This window comes from Halopseudomonas salina (assembly GCF_014637955.1).
GTDB lineage: Bacteria > Pseudomonadota > Gammaproteobacteria > Pseudomonadales > Pseudomonadaceae > Halopseudomonas > Halopseudomonas salina.
Genome location: NZ_BMFF01000010.1, coordinates 32,687 through 53,148 on the forward strand (window position 1 = coordinate 32,687; position 20,462 = coordinate 53,148).

A 20,462-nucleotide genomic window follows, 5' to 3' on the forward strand; every position below is an offset into this window, starting at 1 on the left:
AAACGGCCGCCTCTTATAGTCAATACATCGTATTTTATGGTCCTGACCTTCCAGTGCCCGTCCAAGGAGAACAACAATGAGTCTACCCCGTGTGCTGCAGCATTCACTGAAGCTGCCCGTCATCTGCTCGCCCCTGTTTATCATTTCCAACCCGGACCTGGTGATCGCCCAGTGCAAGGCGGGTGTTGTCGGCTCCTTTCCGGCCCTGAACGCTCGTCCCGCCGAGGAGCTGGAAGTCTGGCTCAAACGCATCACCAGCGAGCTTGAGCAGTACAAGCAGGAGAACCCCGATGCCGTGGTCGCGCCCTTTGCGGTGAACCAGATCGTGCACAGCAGCAATGACCGCCTGCAGCACGATGTGGAAATGTGCGTGAAGTACAAGGTGCCGATCATCATCACCAGCCTGCGTGCGCCCAATGACGTGGTGGAGCCGATTCACAGCTACGGCGGCCTGGTATTTCATGATGTGATCAACGTCAAACACGCCAAGAAGGCTATCGAGGCGGGTGTCGACGGCCTGATCCTGGTCTGTGCTGGCGCGGGTGGTCATGCCGGCCAGCTCAGCCCCTTTGCGCTGGTCTCTGAAATTCGCGCCTTCTATGACGGCCCGATCATCCTCTCCGGCTCGATCTCCAAGGGTGAGCAGATTCTGGCAGCGCAGGCCATGGGCGCCGACCTGGCCTATATGGGTACCCGCTTTATCGCCACCCATGAGGCCAATGCCGATGCGGCCTACAAGCAGATGCTGGTCGATACCACCGCGGATGACATCGTCTACAGCAACCTGTTCACCGGCGTGCACGGCAACTATCTCAAGCCCAGTATCCAGAATGCCGGCATGGACCCCAACAACCTGCCCGAGGGCGACAAGAGCAGCATGAAGTTCGGCTCCGGCGGCAGCAACAAGAGCAAGGCATGGAGGGACATTTGGGGCGCCGGCCAGGGCGTTGGCAGCATTGCTGCCATCACCTCGACCGCCGAAGCGGTCAGCCAGCTGGAGCAGGAATACGCCAGCGCCCAGGCGCGCATGCAGCAGATCACGGCCCCCTACGGAACCAAGGCATGACCGCACGCCTGGTCTGCGCCGATCTGGAGCGCAGTGGAGATGAGGTTGCCCGGCGAGCCCTGAAGCTTGCCGGCGGGCTGGCGCGGCTGGGGGTAGACGACGGCGACGTGATCGCGGTGATGCTGCGCAACGGTTCGGCGTTTGTCGACGCCATCCTCAGTTGCCAGACCGCTGGGTGTTTCTATTGCCCCATCAACTGGCACTTCAAGGCTGCCGAAGTCGGCTTTCTGTTGCAGGATTCAGGGGCCAGGGTGCTGCTGGTCGAGGCAGATCTGCTGGAGGACATCAGGGGCGTCATTCCCGAGGGCCTGGTGGTGCTGGTCAATGGCAGCGAAGGCCATACCACGATCAATGAGCATGGCTACGAATCCTGGCTGGCGGAGCAGAGCCCGTACTCCGGCGAGCCGCGCACGCCCCGTGCGCACATGGCCTACACCTCCGGCACCACCGGCAGACCCAAGGGGGTCAAGCGCTTGGCCCCGGCGCCGGAGCAGCGCGAGGCGATGGCAGCTGCAATGCGTGACCTGTCCCGCGAGGCCTGGGGCATCGTGCCTGGCGTAAGCACGCTGGTGTCGGCTCCGTTGTATCACAGCGCGCCCAGCTCCTTTGCTCAGCAGTCGATTCTGCAAGCCGACCTGATGGTGTTGATGCCGCGCTTTGATGCTGAACAGACCCTGGCGCTGATCGAGCTGCACCGTATCGATACAGTGTTTCTTGTCCCGATCATGTACGTCCGCCTGCTGCGTCTGCCAGAAGAGGTCAAGGCGCGCTACGATCTGTCGTCGGTGCGCTTTGTTGCCTCCACGGGGGCGCCCTGCGCGCCGGAGGTGAAACAGGCAATGCTCGACTGGTGGGGGCCGGTGATCCACGAAACCTACGCCTCCAGTGAAACCGGCATGATCACAATCCAGGATCCCGCTTCCGCACGGCGTAAGCCCGGCAGCGTGGGTCGTCCGATCGGTGATACCCGCATACGCATTGTTGACGAGCAGGGCGACGACTGCGCTGTGGGCGAGCCCGGTATCATCTACGTCCGCCAACCCGCGGTGCCGGATTTCACCTATCTGAATAATGAGGCCGCGCGCCTTGGCGCCGGCCTGGGTGACCTGGTCACCGTCGGTGATATCGGTTATCTGGATGAAGACGGCTATCTCTATATCTGCGACCGCAAATCCGACATGGTGATTTCCGGCGGGGTGAATATTTATCCCGCCGAGATCGAGCATGTATTGATCACCCTGCCTGGCGTGATCGATTGCGCGGTGGTCGGGTTGCCGGACAGCGAATACGGTGAGTCACTGCTTGCCGTGGTGGCAGCGGCCCCCGGTGCGCTGAGTGTTGAGCAGGTGCAGCAGCATGTGCGCGACCGGCTGGCAGGTTATAAGGTGCCGCGTCGTGTCGAGCTGGTCGACACTCTGCCGCGCGATGATAACGGCAAGGTGGCCAAGCGACTCTTGCGCGAGCGCTTTGCCCCGAGTTGAGCGGCGCCATGTGCTGGTCTTTGCAGGGTCTTTCTTGCGGTGAAATGTAAAGAGGCATTTTTATCGGGGCCTGGACAAGAGTAAGATGTGAACGCTTTTTATCCTCCCGGGAATCTTCTATGCACTGTCCATTCTGTGGCGCCCATGACACCAAGGTGATCGACTCTCGGCTGGTGGCCGAGGGTGACCAGGTGCGTCGGCGGCGTGAATGTCTGGCCTGCCAGGAGCGCTTCACCACCTTCGAGACCGCCGAGCTGGTTCTGCCTCGCGTTATCAAGGGCGACGGTCGTCGCCAACCCTTTGATGAAGAAAAATTGCGTGCCGGTATGCAGCGCGCCCTGGAAAAACGTCCCGTGAGCGTGGAGCAGATCGAGGCGGCTATCGGCCATATCAAGCATCGTCTGCGCGCCACCGGTGAGCGCGAAGTGCAGGCGCTGGTGGTCGGTGAAATGGTCATGAACGAGCTCAAGCAACTCGATGAAGTGGCCTATATCCGCTTTGCCTCGGTTTACCGGCGCTTTCAGGACTTGAACCAGTTCCGTGAGGAAATCGAGCGCCTGTCGCGGCGGGACAAGGACGAGCCCGATGCCTGATCAGGCGATCAGCGACCGGCGCATGATGGCCCGGGCGCTGCAGCTGGCAGCGAAGGGCCTCTATAGCACCGATCCCAATCCCCGCGTCGGTTGCGTGCTGGTGCGTGAGGACCGGATTGTGGGAGAGGGTTGGCATGTGCGTGCCGGAGAGGGACACGCCGAGGTCAACGCTCTGGCTCAGGCGGGCGAAGAGGCCCGTGGGGCAACGGCTTATGTCACGCTCGAACCCTGCAGTCACACCGGGCGTACCCCGCCTTGCGCTGATGCTTTGATTGCTGCCGGCGTTGTACGCGTGGTGGCGGCAATGCAAGACCCCAATCCGCTCGTTGCCGGGCGTGGCCTTGAACGCCTTCGCGCAGCAGACGTGCAAGTCGATTGCGGCGTGCTGGAATCAGAAGCCGCGGCGTTGAATCCCGGCTTCGTCAAGCGCATGCAGACCGGGTTGCCCTATGTGCGGCTCAAATTGGCAATGAGCATGGATGGCCGCACCGCCATGGCCAGCGGCGAAAGTCAGTGGATTACCGGCCCCGAGGCTCGTGCTGATGTGCAGCGCCTGCGCGCGCGCAGCAGCGCGGTGGTCTCCGGGGCCGATGCGGTATTGCTGGATGATTCGGCGTTGACGGTACGTAGCGCGCAGTTGGGCTTGCCTGAAGCGGAGGCAAAGGCGGCCACCGAGCGGCAGCCTTTGCGGGTTTTGGTCGATGGCAGCTTGCGCGTACCGCTCAGTGGTCGGCTTTTTCAGCAGGACGGGCCGGTACTGGTAGCCTGCCGTTTGGATGAGCTGCCAGAGGCTGATTACCGTGCGGCGGGTGCGGAGCTGATCGCCCTTGCCGACGCGGGTGGACAGCAGGTGGATCTCGATGCACTGCTACAGTTGCTGGCCTCGCGTGGCTGCAATGAGGTGTTGGTTGAGAGCGGAGCCAAACTGACTGGCGCTTTCCTGCGGGCAGGTCTGGTTGATGAGTTGGTGGTGTATATGGCGCCAAGGCTGCTGGGCAGCCTGGCGCGACCCTTGTTGGAACTGCCCTTCGACAGTATGGCCCAGGCCATGCAACTCGATGTGACCGACATGCGGGCTGTCGGCCGTGATTGGCGAATCACGGCGCGACCGGTTTTTCCTTTCTGAGAGTGTCGCATCATGCATATGGCAGTTCAGTGGTTGCTGATTCTGATGGCAGTGGTAGCGTTTCTGGGTGTGGTTTTTGAAGAGCTGATTCACGTCAACAAGGCAAAAGTAGTACTGTTTTTCGGCGCGCTGGCGTGGATGGTGCTGTTTATCGCTGCGCCCGACGATGCCTTCCGCGAGCGGGTACATGCCGCTCTGAGTCATAACATTACCGATATCGCCGGCCTCTGGTTGTTCCTGCTGGCAACCATGACGTTCGTTGCCTATCTGAACAAGAAGGGCTTGATCGAGAACATCATCTACAGCGTACTGCCAGGGCGGGTGACGGAGCGCAAACTGTTATTTCTGACAGGGCTGTTCTGCTTCGTGTTTTCCTCGATCGCCGACAACATCACTGCCACCCTGGTGTCAGTCGCGCTGGTCCTGAGTCTCAAGATGGAGCTGCGCAAGACCCTGAGATTCGCAACGCTGGTTGTGTTCGCGGTCAACTCCGGCGGAGTGGCCATGATCACGGGTGACGTCACCACGCTGATGATCTTCCTCGCCGACAAGGTCGAGATCACCCATTTGTTGATGCTCAGCGGCCCTGCTTTTCTGGCGGTACTCCTGCTCGCGGCATTGCTGTCCGTCGGTCTGAAGGATGAAGTGGTGATCGAAAAGGCCGCGTTGCAACCGCTGCGGGGAGTCGATCAGGTGATCGGTCTTCTGTTCTTGCTGACCATTGTAGGTACCATTCTGGGCAGCCTGCTGTACTCGATCCCGCCGGTTCTGACCTTTCTCACCGGTCTTGCGCTGATGTTTTTGATTGCACGGTTTTTCAACGAAGATATCGAAAACGACCCGATTCTCGAGTACGTGAGAGCGATCGAGTTCGAGACATTGTTGTTCTTCCTGGGAGTGTTGCTGCTAGTCGGCATGTTGCAGTTTATTGGTGTGCTGCAAGGCCTGACGGCGCTTTACGACCTCATGCCGGTGCTATTTGCCAACCTTCTGATGGGTATTCTGTCGGCGCTGATCGATAACGTGCCGCTGACTGCAGCCCTGCTTAAAGCCGATCTGCAGATGAGCACCGCCGAGTGGATGGGACTGACTTATGCTGTCGGAGTTGGTGGTTCATTGCTTATAATCGGGTCCGCTGCCGGGATAGTAGCGATGAGCAAGCTGCCCGGGTTGACCTTTCTGACCTACATGCGCAGTTTCGGGTTGCTGTTTGCGGCCTTTGTCTTCGGTTATATCTCGGTTTACGGGTTGGGTCTGCTGGTTGGTGGCGAGTAGACTGCACCCCTGTCAAAGAGGCACTTACATGTTCACAGGCATCATCGAAGCGGTTGGTCAGATCCAGAGTATGCAGCCCCGGGGCGGCGACGTCCGGCTGTATGTGAAAACGGCAGGTCTCGACCTGGACGACGTCAAACTGGGTGACAGCATTGCGGTCAATGGCGTTTGTCTGACAGCGGTGGAGCTGCCCGGTGACGGCTTCTGGGCGGACGTCAGCCAGGAAACCATCCGGCGCACCGCGCTTTCGCGTCTCAAGGAAGGCAGCCGGGTCAATCTGGAGAAGGCGCTGACGCCCTCTTCGAGACTTGGTGGGCACTTGGTCAGCGGCCATGTGGACGGTGTGGGCAAGGTTCTTTCATTGAAAGAAGACGCCCGGTCCTGGCACTTTCGTATCGAGGCGCCTGCAGCACTGGCGCGCTATATCGCCGAAAAGGGCTCGATCACCGTTGATGGCACCAGCTTGACCGTCAACGCTGTCGATGGCGCCATCTTTGACCTTAATATCGTACCGCACACCATGCAGCAAACCGTTATGGGTGAGTATCAAGCCGGCAGTCCGGTGAATCTGGAAGTCGACCTGATTGCCCGTTATCTGGAGCGTCTGCTACTGGGCGACAAGGCGGCGGAATCAGGCGGCGACAGTGGCCTGAGCATGTCTTTTCTCGCTGAAAACGGCTACCTGAAATCCTGAACTCTCAGGCCGTGAACTTTCAAGTGCCGAACTTTCTGGTACTGAACTTTCAAGTACAGAACAAGGAGCCCGGGAGGGCCGCATGAAACTTAATACTGTAGAAGAACTGCTGGAAGACATTCGCGCCGGCAAGATGGTCATTCTGATGGATGACGAGGACCGCGAAAACGAAGGCGATCTGATCATGGCGGGCCAGGCGTGTCAGGCCGAGCATATCAACTTCATGGCCCGCTACGGCCGCGGCCTGATTTGCATGCCGATGAGTCTCGAGCACTGCGAGCGCCTGAACCTGCCGTTGATGGTGCAGCGCAATAACTCGGGCTTTGGTACCAAGTTCACCGTTTCCATCGAGGCCGCGGTGGGTGTCAGTACCGGTATTTCCGCAGCAGATCGCGCGCGTACGGTGCAGGCTGCTGCTGCACCGGGTGCCATCGCCGATGATATCGTCAGCCCGGGTCACATTTTTCCGCTGATGGCTCAGCCGGGTGGCGTACTGGCGCGCGCCGGACACACCGAGGCTGCCTGCGATCTGGCGCGCATGGCCGGGTTTGGCGAGTCTGGCGTGATCTGCGAAATTATGAACGACGACGGCAGCATGTCGCGCCGTCCTCAGCTTGAGGCCTTCGCCCGCGAGCACAACCTGAAGATAGGAACGATCGCAGATCTGATTCACTACCGTCTGCTCAATGAGCGGACGGTCAAGCGCATATCCGAACAGCCGCTGGAAACCGAACTGGGCAGCTTCAATCTGGTGACCTACCGGGATAGCCTGGAAGGTGCCGTGCACCTGGCGCTGACCCTGGGCAAGCTGGAGCCGGAAGAGCCGACCCTGGTGCGCGTGCATAATATGGACCCGCTGCGCGATCTGTTCATGGTCAGTCAGCCGGGTCGCTGGAGCCTGCGCGCCGCCATGGGCAAACTCGCCGAAGAGGGTCATGGGGTTGTACTGTTGCTGGGTAACCAGATGGGCGCCGACGAATTACTGCATCATGTCAATCAGCTGGCAGGTACCGATACGCCCGAGCGTGAACCCACTACCTACAATACGGTAGGGGCGGGATCGCAGATTCTACGGGATCTGGGGGTACGCAAGATGCGGCTGCTGTCCAAGCCGATGAAGTTCAATGCCATATCCGGGTTCGACCTGGAAGTAGTAGAATATTTGCCCTGCGAATAAACGCACCCGATCCACGACTGCGCCTGGTGCGCAGCCGGTTCTTTAAGAGAGAGATAACATGTCAGCTATACGTACCATCGAAGGCGATTTCGTATCCGTGCAGGGCCGCTACGCTCTGGTTGTCGGTCGCTTCAACAGTTTTGTCGTGGAAAGCCTGCTGTCCGGTGCAATCGATGCGCTCAAGCGCCACGGCGTAAAAGAAGCAGACATTACCATCGTGCGGGCCCCCGGTGCGTTCGAGATCCCCCTGGTGGTGAAGAAGGTCGCCGAAACCAAGCAGTTCGACGCCATTGTCACTCTTGGCGCTGTTATCCGTGGCGGTACGCCGCATTTTGAATACGTGGCTGGCGAGTGCGTCAAGGGCATTGGCAGTCTGTCGCTTGAGTACGGTATTCCGGTCGCTTTCGGCGTGCTCACCGTTGACAGCATCGAGCAGGCCATTGAGCGCTCCGGCACCAAAGCGGGTAACAAGGGTGCTGAAGCGGCGATGTCTGCTGTTGAAATGGTCAGCCTGTTCAAGCAGTTGGAGGCCAAGTGAGCGAGTCAGACCAGCAGCCGGCCAGTGCTGGCCGGCCCAAGGCGTCGGCTCGCCGCAAGGCCCGCAGTCTTGCCGTCCAGGCACTTTACGGCTGGCAGGTGGCAGACTTGCCGCTGTCGGATATTGAGGCCCAATATCGCGCCGACAATGATTTTGCCAAAGTTGATGGCGCCTATTTTCACGAACTGCTGACCGGCGTTGGCCGCAATCTGACCGAGCTCGATGAGCATTTGGCCAGCGTCCTGGACCGTCCGGTGCGTGAGCTTGATCCGATCGAAATGGCCATTTTGCGGCTTGGCGTATACGAGCTGGTGCACCGGATCGATGTGCCCTATAAAGTAGTGATCAATGAAGGTATCGAACTGGCAAAGATATTCGGCGCCACCGATGGTCACAAATACGTCAATGGCATTCTCGACAAGCTGGCTCCCAGCCTGCGCAGTGTTGAGGTCAACGCGTCCCGCCGGGGGCGTTGATAGCCATCTGTAAAAGGCCGCAGCCATGTCGCTGGGTGAGTTTGAACTGATTGGCCGGTATTTTCGTAGCATGGAGCTGGGAAATGCCGGTGGTTCGGAACATGTCACCCTCGGCATTGGTGACGACGCCGCCTTGATCAGCATGGCACCTGACAAGCAGCTGGTGGTCTCCACCGACACCGTTGTACTTGGCACGCATTTCCCCCCTGACTACATCCCTGCAAACCTTGCTTACCGAGCCCTGGCTGCGGCAGTCAGTGACCTGGCTGCTATGGGGGCCAGGCCGCTGAGCTTCACATTGGCGCTGACATTACCCGAGGTGGACGAGACCTGGCTGCAGAGTTTTGCCCAGGGCCTTACCGATGCGGCTCGCGATCATCGCATCAGCTTGATTGGGGGTGATACCACCCGGGGGCCACTCAATATAAACGTTACCGTATTGGGAGAAGTGCGGCCGCGGAATGTGGTGCGCCGTGGTGATGCCCAACCCGGTGACCTGCTTTGTGTCGGCGGCCCACTGGGCGACGGCGGTGGTGGCCTGGCTGTGGTTCTGGGTGAAAGCATGCCTTCTTCTGTGAGTGATGCTGCGCGGGATTACCTTTTTCAGCGCTTCTGGCGTCCCCTGGCCCAGTGTGAGCTCGGACTGGAGCTCGCCGGGGTAGCCAGTGCGGGTCTTGATGTGTCTGATGGACTGATTGCAGACGCCCGTCATCTGGCGGAGGCCAGCGGCGTAGCGCTGCATATTCGCCTCGCCGACCTGCCCTGTTCTGCTGCACTGCAAGCCTGGCCGGAGGCGCAGCGAATGGAATGGATGCTGGGCGGCGGCGACGATTATGTGTTGTTATTTACCTTGCCGGTTGCCAGTATCCGCTGCCTCGAAGTGTGGGCTTCCCAGGGCTTTGATGTGACCGTGATCGGCGAAGCCGTGGTTGGCAGCGGTATATGGCTGGATGACGGTCAGGAGTTGAAAGAAAAGGTGCAGCCCGCCGGTTACCAGCATTTTCAGAGGAAAAGTAATGATTGAAGGCTCAACTCACGCGCCCGCATCGGTTTGGCGTAATCCCGTGCACTTTCTGGCCTTCGGGTTTGGCAGTGGTGCAGTGCGACGGGCGCCGGGTACCTGGGGTACCTTGGCGGCAGTGCCATTCGTGCCCCTGTGGCAACACCTGCCTTTTACCGGTTATCTCCTGGTGCTTGTAGTCAGCGCTCTGGTGGGTATCTGGCTTTGCGGGCGCACTGCCAGGGATCTGGGGGTGCACGACCACGGAGGTATTGTCTGGGATGAGTTTGTCGGTTATTGGCTGACCATGCTGCTCGCGCCTCCGGGCTGGCTGTGGCTGCTTGGTGGCTTTGTACTCTTTCGTTTCTTCGATATTCTCAAACCCTGGCCGATCGGCTGGGTGGACCGCAAGGTGCATGGCGGCCTGGGCATCATGCTGGACGATATTCTTGCAGGACTGATGGCACTGGCGGTTTTGCTGGTGGTTGAGCAACTGATCTGAATAGGGTTTCAAGGAGAACGCCGATGCTAAGGAAAGAAGTCATTGCCTGTCTGGTCCTGGCCCTGGGTCTGGCAGCCGGTGCGGCGAGCGCCGAACCGCGCGTCAGGGTCGTTGGTCTGTTTTCCGGTGCGGCAGTGGTCAACATCGACGGGCAGCGGCACATGTTGCGAATCGGCAAGCCGGGGCCGCAAGGTGTCGAATTACTTGCGGCAGACAGCCGTACTGCAACAGTGAGGATCAACGGGCAAACACGTCAGCTCGCCCTGCAGCGCGATTACACGGAAGGCTTTGCCGCTGTGGAGCGCAAGCAGGTAACCATAGGCCGTACTGGGGGAGGCCATTTTCGTACCGTCGGCTCAATCAATGGTCAGAACGTACAGTTCATGCTTGATACCGGTGCCACGAGCGTGGCGATGAACTCCTTTCAGGCCGAACGACTGGGGATTGATTTCCGTTTGGTCGGTGTGCCGATAATGGCGAATACCGCCAGCTCCCAGGTGCAGGGCTTCCGGGTAATGCTGGACAGAGTCAAGGTAGGGGATATCGAGCTGACCAATGTCGAAGGGGTGGTGCTAGAGGGCGCCTACCCTACAGAGGTGTTGCTGGGTAACAGTTATCTGAGCAGGATACGCATGATCGATAACGGCGAAACTCTGCTTCTGGAGAGCCGTCACTGACATTTAGGGCCGGCGGCTACATGACGTCACATTCGCCCTACCTCTATTCATCGCGGCTTTGCCGTTCTCCTGCTAAGATAGCGGCCCTTTATGGCAACAACCGGACAGGAGCCAGGTGTGTCAGTCACCTTTGTTGCGTCATGCAAATTACCGACCCGCTGGGGCACCTTCACCATGCACGGCTTTCTCGAGCCGGAGACCGGCAAGGAGCACGTTGTATTGACCATGGGTGATGTCGCCGATGGTAATCCTGTGTTGGGCCGCCTGCATTCCGAATGTCTGACAGGCGACGCACTGTTCAGCCTGCGCTGTGATTGTGGTTTCCAATTGGAGGCAGCACTTCAGGCAATCGCTGAAGAGGGGCGTGGAGCACTGTTGTATTTGCGACAGGAGGGGCGCGGCATTGGTCTCATGAACAAGGTCAGGGCCTATCATCTGCAGGACGGTGGTGCGGATACGGTCGAGGCCAACGAATTGCTTGGCTTTGGTGCAGACCAGCGCGACTACGGGATTTGTGAGCCAATGCTCAAGCATCTGGGCATATCCAGCCTGCGTCTGTTGACCAATAACCCGCGCAAGGTCAAGGCTCTGGAGGGTTACGGCCTGAGAGTAACCGAGCGCTTGCCCCTGGAGTTTGGTCTGAACCCCCATAACAGCAAGTACCTGGCAACCAAGGCCGGCAAGCTTGGCCATATGCTGGGGCAGATGCATCAGGCGGAGAAAGAATAATGTTCGACCCTACCCAGCACTGGCGTGCCCTGCGGCGCAACTGGCGGATGCAGAGTATCGTTACGCTATGCTTGCCCATAGCGCTGGCCTGGTTTTTGAAAGACCAGCCCGGCGCGTGGGAGGACGCTGCGATAGGTCTGTTTATACTGGGCCTGGCCACGTTGTTCCTGTCACTGTGGCGATTCCGCCGATACAAGGCAGCGTTGATCGAAGCGGATCGTCTGGGTGAAGCCCCCGAGGCAGCCGATGCCTGGGTCACGCTGCACCGTGAACAGTTGCTTGGTCTGTTGAATGCCAAACTGCCCGCCTGGGTCGGCATGCTGCACTACGTCTGCACCTCCGAAATTGTTCCCCTGACCCTGCTGGTACTCGCCAGTATGGGTGTCATGCTGCTTTATCGCCCGCCCACTGCCTGGGTGAAGTAATGCAACGCTGGCTGGCTGCACTGGTTTGCCTATGGTTGGCCAGTACCAGCGCACAGGCTAGCGACTCCGGTTCTGAGGTGCAGCGGATTGTCAGCCTCGCGCCGTTTCTCACTGATATGCTTATCCAGCTTGAGGCGTCTGACCGCCTGGTGGGCGTACTGGATGACGGTCTGTTGGATGCAGAGCTCGATTCTGTAGCGCGCGTAGGCGGTCACCAGACCCTTTCCCGAGAATTGATTCTCGCCGAGCAGCCTGATCTGGTTCTGGCCTGGACGTCGGGTAATGATGCCCAGTTGCTGACTCAGCTTGAGAGCTGGGGCCTGCGGGTAGAGCGGTTTGACCCGCAGCGCCTCACCGACATTGCGACCATGACACGTGGGCTGGGACGACTACTGGGCGTGTCTGAACGAGCTGATGCGATGGCGCACGATTTTGAGCTGTCGCTCTCCCGCCTGCATCGCCCACTGACGCTTGAATCGCCACGCGTATTTGTGCAGTTATGGGACGATCCTCTCTACACGGTGAGCAATGAACAGCTCCTGGGAGACGCGCTGAGTCATTGTGGTGCGCACAATGTCTTCGGTGATCTGCCTGTGCTTGCGCCCCAGGTTGGACGCGAAAGTGTGATCGCTACCGACCCTGACCTGATCATAGCTTTCTCGGACGAGCCGGCACAGGCCAATCCCTGGCTGCAACGCTGGCGTCAGTTTGCACAATTGCGGGCGGTACGCCATGAGGGTTTGAGATCCATGGATGGTGATGCGCTGGTACGCCCGACACCGGCACTGCTGGAGGGGTTGGAGGTGTTATGCGGCTTGATAGCGGAGTATCGGCTGAAACCGAGAGTGGACTAGCTGCCGCATCGATATGATGCGGCAGCACCCAGATCATCAGAAGTCGGGAGTCCAGCTGACTGACAGCATGGCGTTCAGGTCATTCTCTCGATAGGCATAGGTCTGTCCGTCGACGTTGTAGTTGGCCAGGCCGTAGTCCTTGTCCAGCAAGTTGCCGACCTTCAGGTCCCAGCGCAGCGCAGATGTCATGTTCCAGTTGGCGCGGGCCTCTACCAGACCGTAGCCGGACAACTGCTGTTGATTGGCCGGATCGTTGTATCGCTCACTATTGGCCATCACGCTGAAGCCTACACCAAACACCCCCCACTGGCGGTCCGTATCCACGCTGACCAAGCGCTTGGGTCTGCGTGGCAGTAGGTTGCCGGTGGTGCGGTCGCGCGGGTCAAGCCAGGTTGCCGCCAGCATTGTATGCCAACCCGCCAGATCCGTTGTTGCGCTGAGTTCCAGGCCGTGGATCCGCGCGCGGCTGATGTTCTGCGCGACGAAGAAGGGGTCGAGCAGAATCAGATCATCAATATCCGTGCGGAACGCGGCGGCCTGCAGTTGGGTGTCCTGGATCTGTCCGCGCCATTGCAGTTCGTAGCTTTTTGAGCGCTCGGGTTGCAGATTGGGATTCGCGCCAAAGCTGGTGTAAAGATCGTTGAAGGTCGGTGCACGAAAGCCTTCGCCATAGGAGGCGACCAGTTGCTGGTTCTCCGCCACGGGCACGATCAAGGCAGCGTTAAAGGTGTTGGCACGCCCAAACTGCTCGTTGTCGTCATGCCGCCAGCCAAGCTCTGTCTGGAAACGCTCGCTGGCAAAACGGTGCTGAACGAATGCAGCGCGATTGAAGCGCTCGGTCTCGATAAAACTCCCGGTGCTGCGCAATCGGTCTTCATACCAGTCCAGGCCGGTTTGCAGGCTGTGTTGCTCGTTCAGTTGCAGGGTATTCAGCCAGCTCGCAGAATCGCGGTAGGTGTTGTAGGTGAAGCTGAAGAAATCGTAATTGCTGTCACGCTTGTCTTCTGCGTGGCCCGCTTCTAAGCGTGAGGTCCACAACTGATTGACCTGCCATTGCAGGTGCGTAGCGACCGTGCTCAGGGTGAAATCGTCTTCCGGGTTGCCGAACAGATCGTATTCGGTATTTCCGCTCTGCTCGAGCAGCCGCACGCCTGCTTCCAGATTGTCCGAAAAGCTATGGATCAGGCTCGCATTGAAGGCGCGATTGCGATAGGCGTCGTCGTCCTCGTCGCCTGCGGTTTCGTGTCGGGTACGATCGAATCCACCTGTCTCGTTCAGGCTGGCGCCAAGATCGAAGCGCGTGCGCTGATTACCGCCGGAAAGGCCGACATGCCGGCGGTAGCTGTCGTTGCTGCCTACAGCAAAGCTGGCGCGGGGGTTGAGTCCGGGCTCGCCGCGGCGGGTAAAGATCTGCACCACACCACCGATGGCGTCTGAGCCGTAGACGGCAGAGCGGGGACCGCGGATCACTTCGATCCGTTCGATCTGGTCGACGTTGAGAAACTCCAGGCTGGCTTGGCCGGCCGAAGCGCTACCGATGCGCTGGCCGTCCACCAGTACAAGTGACTGCGTACTGCCGGTGCCGCGCAGGGACAAGGCAGTCAGGCTGCCCTGGCCTCCGTTGGTAGTGATTGATGCGCCAGGTACTCGGCGCAGCAGATCGACAATAGAGGTTGGCTGCAGCCGATCGATATCGGCTCGGGTAAAGATGGTTGTAGCTGCCGGCGTGCTGGCGAGGGATTGTGCCTGACGTGAGGCGGTAACCACAGTGTCAGGCAGATCTACGGAGCTGTTGGCCAGTGTTATACCGGATGCCAGCAGGGTAGGGACGAGTAATAGCAATCTGTTCATGTTGAGCCTCAAAAGAAACGCTTTTGAGGAGGGCGAAAAGCCAGCGGAATCTGTCTATACAGCGAAGGGACAGCCATGCACTGGCCGGGTGGCGCCCTCCGCGACACCTCAGCAATGCAGGCCCGGACAAATTTGTCATGGGTTCTGCTTCGCACTGGGCCGGTCTCCGGGCTCAGGACATCAGTGATGCCGCCTTCCCGCGCGAAGAGCGCAGTGGCTGTGTGGCATTACCTGCGAGCAGATATTCGCGGCTCGCGATCCTTTACCGTTGCGGGGGCAGCGTCGGACTTGCACCGACTTCCCGTTTCACCCCATGACCTGTTGGCCAATGGGGCACCCAGTGCGACTGGAAGCGGGGTGGACTCTAGGGGGAATGCGCGCCGGGGTCAAGCTTGCCGGCACGAATCAGTTAATGGAAGGCAGCCGCTGGCGGACGGCGGTTTCAATACCCTTTGCATCCAGGCCGCACTCGGCCAGCATCTCGGCTGGCTTGGCGTGCTCGACATACCGGTCCGGCAGCCCTAGATTGAGTACTGGTATTGCGGTGCCTTCGGCAGACAACCATTCGTTCACTGCGCTGCCGGCGCCGCCCATCACTGCATTCTCTTCCAGCGTTACCAGCAAGTCATGGCTGCTGGCCAGTTGGCTGATCAGGTCGACGTCCAGCGGTTTGACGAAACGCATGTTGGCGACACTGGCATTCAATGCTTCGGCGGCCTCCAATGCGTTGGCGTGCAGAGTACCAAAACACAGGATGGCAACCTTTTCGCCTCGGCGCGTCAGTACGCCCTTGCCTATGGGCAGCCCTTCGAGCTCCGGCTCGATGGGTACGCCCGGTCCGGTGCCGCGCGGGTAGCGCACAGCGGCGGGCCCGTTGTGCAGAAAGCCGGTCGTCAGCATCTGCCGCGTTTCGTTTTCATCGGCAGGCGCCATGATCAGCATGTTCGGCAGGCAACGCAGGAAGGACAGGTCAAAACTGCCAGCGTGGGTCGGGCCGTCCTCGCCTACCAGCCCGGCACGATCAATGGCAAAAAGGACATCCAGGTTCTGCACGGCTACGTCATGTATGACCTGATCATAGGCGCGCTGCAGGAAGGTCGAGTAAATCGCCACCACGGGCTTGGCACCTTCACAGGCCATGCCCGCAGCCAGTGTTACGGCATGTTGTTCGGCAATGGCAACATCGAAATAACGCCGCGGATAGCGCTCGCTGAACGCAATCAGGTCCGAGCCCTCTTTCATCGCCGGGGTAATACCAATCAGGCGTTCGTCCTCGGCTGCCATGTCACAGAGCCACTGGCCAAACACGCTGGAAAACTTCTGTTTGCTTACCCCGTTGCCATTGCGCTTGGGTTCAAGCTTGGTGATCGCGTGGTAGCCGATGGGGTCTGCCTCGGCGGGGGAGAACCCCTTGCCTTTCTGGGTAACCACGTGCAAGAACTGTGGGCCCTTGAGCTCACGCATATTGCCCAGGGTGGACACCAGCGTCGGCAGGTCGTGACCGTCGATCGGGCCAATGTAATTCCAGCCCAGCTCCTCGAACAGGGTGCCCTGCACCAGCATCCCCTTGGCGTGCTCTTCGGTTCGGCGTGCCAGCTCCCAGGCTGAAGGGATCTTGGACAGGACTTTTTTGCTGCCTTCGCGCATGTGCGAATAGGTGCGGCTGGACAGAATCTTAGCCAGATAATTGGACAGGCCGCCAACATTGCGGGAAATCGACATGTCGTTGTCATTAAGTACCACCAACATGTCAGCTTCCACATCAGAGGCGTGGTTCAGTGCTTCAAACGCCATGCCGGCGGTCAGAGCACCGTCGCCGATGACCGCAACGGTGCGCCGGTCCAGCCCCTGCAGTCCGGCTGCGATCGCCATGCCCAATGCTGCGCTGATCGATGTGCTGGAGTGACCGACGCCGAAGGTGTCGTAGGGGCTCTCGCTGCGCCGGGGGAAAGCGGCGAGGCCATCCTTCTGGCGCAGGGTGCTCATCTGCTCGCGGCGTCCGGTCAGTATCTTGTGCGGATAGGCCTGATGGCCCACATCCCAGACAATGCGGTCGTCCGGAGTGTGGTAGGTATAGTGCAGGGCGATAGTCAATTCAATAACACCCAGGCCTGCGCCAAAGTGCCCGCCGGTCTGGCTGACTGTCCAGAGCAGATAGGCACGCAGTTCATCCGCCAGCGTTGGCAGCTGATCTTCATCCAGCTCGCGCAGGCGCGCGGTGGTATCAATGCTGTCCAGCAGCGGGGTGTCAGGCCGTTCGCGGGGTATCTCGTGGAAAGTACTTGGCATCAAACAGGGCTCTGGGTGCCGGGACGACGGGCACAATTAAAACAGCAGTTTAACCGATGCGGGCGGATAGCCCAAGACTGCCGGCTGATCAGAAATCCCGTTGCACAATATAGTTGGCGAGCTGTTGCAGTCGCGCACTGTCGGGACCCAGCGGCTGCAGCGCATCGACGGCCTGATCGCGCAGGGAGGCGGCCAGCTGGCGAGCACCCTCCAGGCCTAACAAGGCTGGATAGGTAGGCTTGTCGCGGGCGAGGTCGGCACCCTGTTGTTTGCCCAGCACACTGGTCTCGCTCTCGATATCGAGAATATCGTCCTGCACCTGAAAAGCCAGGCCAATACACTCGGCATAGGTGCCCAGCGCCTTCAAGTGAGCCTGGCTCGCGTGGCCGCTGGCCAGGGCTCCCAGTTGCACTGAGGCACGTATCAGTGCACCGGTCTTCTGCCGGTGCATGTTCTCCAGGGTCTCTATATCCAGGCTCTGACCAACGGCGCCAAGATCGATTGCCTGACCACCAACCATCCCTGCGGGTCCTGCGGCTGCGGCAAGCAATTGCACCATACGCAAGCGGATAGCCGGATCGAACTGCTCTGCGGCCGCTAGCCAGTCAAAGGCCATAGCATGCAGCGCGTCACCGGCGAGTATTGCAGTGGCCTCGTCGAATGCCCGGTGGCAGGTAGGTTGGCCGCGGCGCAGGTCGTCGTTGTCCATTGCTGGAAGGTCGTCATGGATCAGCGAATAGGCGTGGATCATCTCGACAGCGGCGGCCACCGGATCCGCCTGCGCAATATCACCCTGCAAGGCTTCGCAGCTGGCATAGGCAAGCATGGGGCGAATGCGCTTGCCGCCATTGGTCACACTGTAGCGAATCGCCGAAAACAGTCGATCCAGGCGCGGCTGGTCGGAATTCAGATGCTGGTTGAGATAACCGTCGATGCGTTCCTGGCAGCTACCCAGATATTCCTTGAAATCGGTCATTCAGTCGGCCCGTCGAAGGGTTCGGTCACCGGTTGACCCTGTCGTTCGGTCAGCAAGCTGACCTTCTGCTCCGCCTGGCTCAGCGCTTGCTGGCAATCTCGGGTCAGTGCCACACCCTGCTCGAAGGCAGTCAGCGAGTCTTCCAGGCTCAGTTCGCCGCTTTCGAGCTTTTCGACCAGCCCCTGCAGTGCAGCCAGTGATTGCTCGAAATCCACGGCGGTTTTCTTCTTGGCCATGCTTACCTCGGTTTTCTGGCTAATCGGACTCGGCTGAACAGTATACAAGGGTAATGGGGCGGTCAATCAGCCATACACTTTATAAAAATAGAACAGACTCAAGCTCCAGCCGATCAGAATGACCAGAGCTCTCAGCCATGCGTCGGGCAGCCGGCGGGCCAGGCGACCACCGCAGTAGCCGCCAGCAATCGTGCCAGTCAGCATGATCAGTAGTGCCGGCCAGTGGACCGCACCCGCGACGATGAAAGTTAGCGTTGCAATACTGTATATGACCGATGAAAGCAGACTTTTGATCGCATTGATTTCCACCACCTGCGTACGGCCGGCAATAGCCAGGCTGGCGATCATCATGATGCCCATCCCCGCACCGAAGAAACCGCCATACAGTGACACCAATAATTGGCTCAGGAAACCAACGGGTCCCAGATGGGGGGACTCTTCCCGAGTTCGCTGGCTGGCGACCAGCCTTGCCAGGGATTTGCTGAAGGTAAACAGCAAGGTAGCGAGCAGTAACAACCAGGGAATCAGCCGGTAAAACAGCTGATCGCTGGTCAGTAATAACAGCAGCCCGCCACCCAGGCCACCGATGAGCGCTGCTCCAGCCAAGGGCAGAAGATAACTGTGTAACGGCAGTATGCGCAGTTCACGGCGTAGCGCCCAAGCGGTTGACAAGCTCGCCGGCCACAGTGCGACCGCGTTGGTTGCATTGGCACTGACAGGCGCTATACCTGCCGCCAGCAACGCGGGGAAGGAGAAGAATGTTCCTCCACCTGCCAGAGCATTCATCACTCCGCCTGCAAAACCGCCGGCGATGATCAGCGCAACATGCCATATATCCATACCGAGTCCGCTCTCAGAGTGAACGGCTCAGTATACCGGTGTGCTCGCGCGGAAAGACGAAGTGCAGCGCACAAACTCGCGCCCGCATAATCATGACGTGCTTAACTGGAGGCAATACAGGGAGAACCCATGCAACGAACCCGATTTGAATTTCCTGGCGCCCAGGGCCATGCGCTGGCAGGCCTGCTGGAAATACCTGACACTGGCGAGTATGTCGCCATGGCGCTGTTTGCCCATTGTTTTACCTGCGGCAAGGACAGCGCCGCGGCATCGCGAATTGCCCGGCAGTTGGTGGACCAGGGCATCGCCGTGTTGCGCTTTGATTTTACCGGCCTGGGGAGCAGCGATGGAGAGTTTGCCAACACCAATTTTTCTTCCAATATAGAGGATCTGCTGGCCGCCTCTGCTTGGCTGCAAGAACACCATAGAGCCCCACGCTTGCTGATCGGTCACAGCCTGGGTGGTGCAGCGGTTCTGGCGGCCGCTCAGCAGATGGATTGCGTAGAGGCTGTCGCCACCATTGCTGCGCCATCGACGGCAACACACGTACGGCATCTGTTCGCCGATGACCGTGAAGAAATTCGCCGTCAGGGGCACGCCCGGGTGGACCTGGCTGGCCGGCCATTTACGGTCAAGGCCCAATTTCTCGATGACCTGGAAAAATGGAATTCGGCTGATCACATTAATAACCTGCGCAAGGCGCTGATTGTTTTCCATTCTCCAGTCGATGAACTGGTTGATGTATCCGAGGCTGCAGCGATTTACCAGGCAGCAATGCACCCCAAGAGTTTTATCTCGCTTGATGATGCCGACCATATGCTCAGTCGCAGTGAAGATGCGGTTTATGTGGCGAATGTGCTGGTCGCCTGGGCGACGCGTTATCTGTAATCTGTTTCCCTGCGACCAGAATCCACTCAGATGAAGAATTGACAGGAGTAACACCAATGAAAAAATTTCTCGTGACCCTCCTCTGTACCGGCAGCTTGGCGATCGGCCTGAGTCTGTCTGTTGCCAAGGCAACTACGCACGACGGAGCCTTGAGCGAAGGGGAGATTCGCAAGATCGATCAGGAGTCTGGACGCGTCACCCTGAGCCATGGCCCGATTGAAAACCTGCAGATGCCGGGTATGACCATGATGTTCCAGGTCATGCCGGTTGAGCAGCTGGAAGAGCTTGAAGCGGGTGACAAGGTGAGGTTTCGTGCTGTGCAGGATAATGGTAAGTTGCTGGTTACCGAGATCGAGAAAGCCGAGTGACACCTGCCCCGTGAAACTGCTGCGCACCACGCTCACTGCCGTCATCTGTTCCCTGCTGCTGTCGTTCAATACGCTGGCGGCAGCACTGTTGGCTGTTGATCGATGCATGGAAGGCGCAGGGTCTGAGCTGCATCAGATGGCAGACATGGCGGATATGTCTGACATGCCTGGTACGCAGGCCCACAGTGATTGTGCCGACACTGAAGAAAACTGGATAAGTGCGACAGCGCAGCTGTTATGTGATCAGGGTGGCGAATGTCACATGGGTGGGGCCGTCGTTCCTGCAGCAGCGATGGCATCGTCAGCTTTGCCAGAGTACGCGCCCCCGGTTTTTGCCAAGCCGGCTTTCAGTCCTACCTATCCGACTGCTTTCTGGCGCCCCCCGCGCCACTGATTCCTGA

General features: G+C 59.3%; 23 protein-coding genes and 1 riboswitch. Of the genes, 18 read left to right on the forward strand and 5 right to left on the reverse strand.

Features of this window, described 5'->3' with window-relative positions:
- The first annotated feature begins 76 nt into the window (after positions 1-76).
- The 15 genes from IEV54_RS16860 to IEV54_RS16930 all read left to right on the forward strand — a co-directional run bounded on the left by IEV54_RS16860 (position 77) and on the right by IEV54_RS16930 (position 12,613).
- Positions 77-1,066, forward strand: coding sequence for an NAD(P)H-dependent flavin oxidoreductase (locus IEV54_RS16860; protein WP_150279319.1), 990 nt, complete (start codon positions 77-79; stop codon positions 1,064-1,066).
- Positions 1,063-2,547, forward strand: coding sequence for an AMP-binding protein (locus tag IEV54_RS16865; protein WP_150279320.1), 1,485 nt, complete (start codon positions 1,063-1,065; stop codon positions 2,545-2,547). Before IEV54_RS16860 ends, IEV54_RS16865 begins: the two co-directional genes overlap by 4 nt.
- A 119-nt stretch (positions 2,548-2,666) precedes the next feature.
- A complete protein-coding gene (gene nrdR / locus IEV54_RS16870; RefSeq protein ID WP_150279321.1) occupies positions 2,667-3,140 on the forward strand; it encodes a transcriptional regulator NrdR in 474 nt (157 codons plus the stop codon).
- The gene (ribD, locus tag IEV54_RS16875) at positions 3,133-4,266 is read left to right on the forward strand and encodes a bifunctional diaminohydroxyphosphoribosylaminopyrimidine deaminase/5-amino-6-(5-phosphoribosylamino)uracil reductase RibD (protein WP_223825555.1); all 1,134 of its coding nucleotides are present in this window, start codon (positions 3,133-3,135) and stop codon (positions 4,264-4,266) included. The genes nrdR and ribD overlap by 8 nt, the downstream gene beginning before the upstream one ends.
- Positions 4,267-4,278: 12 nt before the next feature.
- The gene (nhaD, locus tag IEV54_RS16880) at positions 4,279-5,541 is read left to right on the forward strand and encodes a sodium:proton antiporter NhaD (protein ID WP_150279322.1); all 1,263 of its coding nucleotides are present in this window, start codon (positions 4,279-4,281) and stop codon (positions 5,539-5,541) included.
- 28 nt (positions 5,542-5,569) lie between these two features.
- The gene (locus tag IEV54_RS16885; protein WP_150279323.1) at positions 5,570-6,235 is read left to right on the forward strand and encodes a riboflavin synthase; all 666 of its coding nucleotides are present in this window, start codon (positions 5,570-5,572) and stop codon (positions 6,233-6,235) included.
- Positions 6,236-6,317: 82 nt separating this feature from the next.
- Positions 6,318-7,412: a bifunctional 3,4-dihydroxy-2-butanone-4-phosphate synthase/GTP cyclohydrolase II gene (ribBA, locus tag IEV54_RS16890; RefSeq protein WP_150279324.1), complete on the forward strand. Its 1,095-nt coding sequence runs from the start codon at positions 6,318-6,320 to the stop codon at positions 7,410-7,412.
- A 58-nt stretch (positions 7,413-7,470) separates the two neighbouring features.
- The gene (ribH, locus tag IEV54_RS16895) at positions 7,471-7,950 is read left to right on the forward strand and encodes a 6,7-dimethyl-8-ribityllumazine synthase (RefSeq protein WP_150279325.1); all 480 of its coding nucleotides are present in this window, start codon (positions 7,471-7,473) and stop codon (positions 7,948-7,950) included.
- Complete coding sequence (gene nusB, locus IEV54_RS16900) at positions 7,947-8,426, forward strand: transcription antitermination factor NusB (RefSeq protein WP_150279326.1); 480 nt, start codon at positions 7,947-7,949, stop codon at positions 8,424-8,426. The genes ribH and nusB overlap by 4 nt, the downstream gene beginning before the upstream one ends.
- Positions 8,427-8,457: 31 nt before the next feature.
- Positions 8,458-9,450, forward strand: coding sequence for a thiamine-phosphate kinase (gene thiL / locus IEV54_RS16905; RefSeq protein WP_188434492.1), 993 nt, complete (start codon positions 8,458-8,460; stop codon positions 9,448-9,450).
- Positions 9,443-9,928 (forward strand): phosphatidylglycerophosphatase A family protein, encoded by a 486-nt coding sequence (locus IEV54_RS16910; RefSeq protein WP_150279328.1) that lies wholly within the window; start codon positions 9,443-9,445, stop codon positions 9,926-9,928. Before thiL ends, IEV54_RS16910 begins: the two co-directional genes overlap by 8 nt.
- Before the next feature lie 23 nt (positions 9,929-9,951).
- Positions 9,952-10,605, forward strand: a complete 654-nt coding sequence (locus IEV54_RS16915; protein WP_150279329.1) for a retropepsin-like aspartic protease family protein — start codon at positions 9,952-9,954, stop codon at positions 10,603-10,605.
- 117 nt (positions 10,606-10,722) lie between these two features.
- The gene (gene ribA, locus IEV54_RS16920) at positions 10,723-11,334 is read left to right on the forward strand and encodes a GTP cyclohydrolase II (RefSeq protein ID WP_150279330.1); all 612 of its coding nucleotides are present in this window, start codon (positions 10,723-10,725) and stop codon (positions 11,332-11,334) included.
- On the forward strand, positions 11,334-11,759 hold the full coding sequence (locus IEV54_RS16925) for an MFS transporter (RefSeq protein WP_150279331.1): 426 nt from the start codon (positions 11,334-11,336) through the stop codon (positions 11,757-11,759). The genes ribA and IEV54_RS16925 overlap by 1 nt, the downstream gene beginning before the upstream one ends.
- The gene (locus IEV54_RS16930) at positions 11,759-12,613 is read left to right on the forward strand and encodes a helical backbone metal receptor (RefSeq protein ID WP_150279332.1); all 855 of its coding nucleotides are present in this window, start codon (positions 11,759-11,761) and stop codon (positions 12,611-12,613) included. The genes IEV54_RS16925 and IEV54_RS16930 overlap by 1 nt, the downstream gene beginning before the upstream one ends.
- 36 nt (positions 12,614-12,649) lie before the next feature.
- Here the strand turns inward: IEV54_RS16930 and IEV54_RS16935 are convergent, their stop codons facing one another.
- From IEV54_RS16935 to IEV54_RS16955, 5 genes are all read right to left on the reverse strand, one after another.
- Positions 12,650-14,464 carry a TonB-dependent receptor domain-containing protein gene (locus IEV54_RS16935; RefSeq protein ID WP_150279333.1) on the reverse strand — a complete coding sequence of 605 codons (1,815 nt, stop codon included), beginning with the start codon at positions 14,462-14,464 and terminating at the stop codon, positions 12,650-12,652.
- A gap of 140 nt (positions 14,465-14,604) precedes the next feature.
- A riboswitch (cobalamin riboswitch) is annotated at positions 14,605-14,820 on the reverse strand.
- A 49-nt stretch (positions 14,821-14,869) separates the two neighbouring features.
- Entirely contained in the window at positions 14,870-16,753 is a 1,884-nt protein-coding gene (gene dxs, locus IEV54_RS16940) for a 1-deoxy-D-xylulose-5-phosphate synthase (protein ID WP_150279334.1), read from the reverse strand.
- An 88-nt stretch (positions 16,754-16,841) separates the two neighbouring features.
- Positions 16,842-17,729 (reverse strand): polyprenyl synthetase family protein, encoded by an 888-nt coding sequence (locus IEV54_RS16945; RefSeq protein WP_150279335.1) that lies wholly within the window; start codon positions 17,727-17,729, stop codon positions 16,842-16,844.
- Complete coding sequence (locus IEV54_RS16950) at positions 17,726-17,965, reverse strand: exodeoxyribonuclease VII small subunit (protein ID WP_150279336.1); 240 nt, start codon at positions 17,963-17,965, stop codon at positions 17,726-17,728. The genes IEV54_RS16945 and IEV54_RS16950 overlap by 4 nt, the downstream gene beginning before the upstream one ends.
- 66 nt (positions 17,966-18,031) lie before the next feature.
- Positions 18,032-18,805 (reverse strand): sulfite exporter TauE/SafE family protein, encoded by a 774-nt coding sequence (locus tag IEV54_RS16955; RefSeq protein WP_150279337.1) that lies wholly within the window; start codon positions 18,803-18,805, stop codon positions 18,032-18,034.
- A gap of 129 nt (positions 18,806-18,934) precedes the next feature.
- Between IEV54_RS16955 and IEV54_RS16960 the strand changes: the two genes are divergently transcribed.
- Genes IEV54_RS16960 through IEV54_RS16970 form a run of 3 tightly spaced genes read left to right on the forward strand, consistent with a single transcriptional unit; the run spans position 18,935 to position 20,455 of the window.
- Positions 18,935-19,693: an alpha/beta hydrolase family protein gene (locus IEV54_RS16960; RefSeq protein WP_150279338.1), complete on the forward strand. Its 759-nt coding sequence runs from the start codon at positions 18,935-18,937 to the stop codon at positions 19,691-19,693.
- 56 nt (positions 19,694-19,749) lie between these two features.
- Positions 19,750-20,061, forward strand: a complete 312-nt coding sequence (locus IEV54_RS16965; protein WP_150279339.1) for a copper-binding protein — start codon at positions 19,750-19,752, stop codon at positions 20,059-20,061.
- A 10-nt stretch (positions 20,062-20,071) separates the two neighbouring features.
- Positions 20,072-20,455: a hypothetical protein gene (locus IEV54_RS16970; RefSeq protein ID WP_150279340.1), complete on the forward strand. Its 384-nt coding sequence runs from the start codon at positions 20,072-20,074 to the stop codon at positions 20,453-20,455.
- Positions 20,456-20,462: the final 7 nt, after the last annotated feature.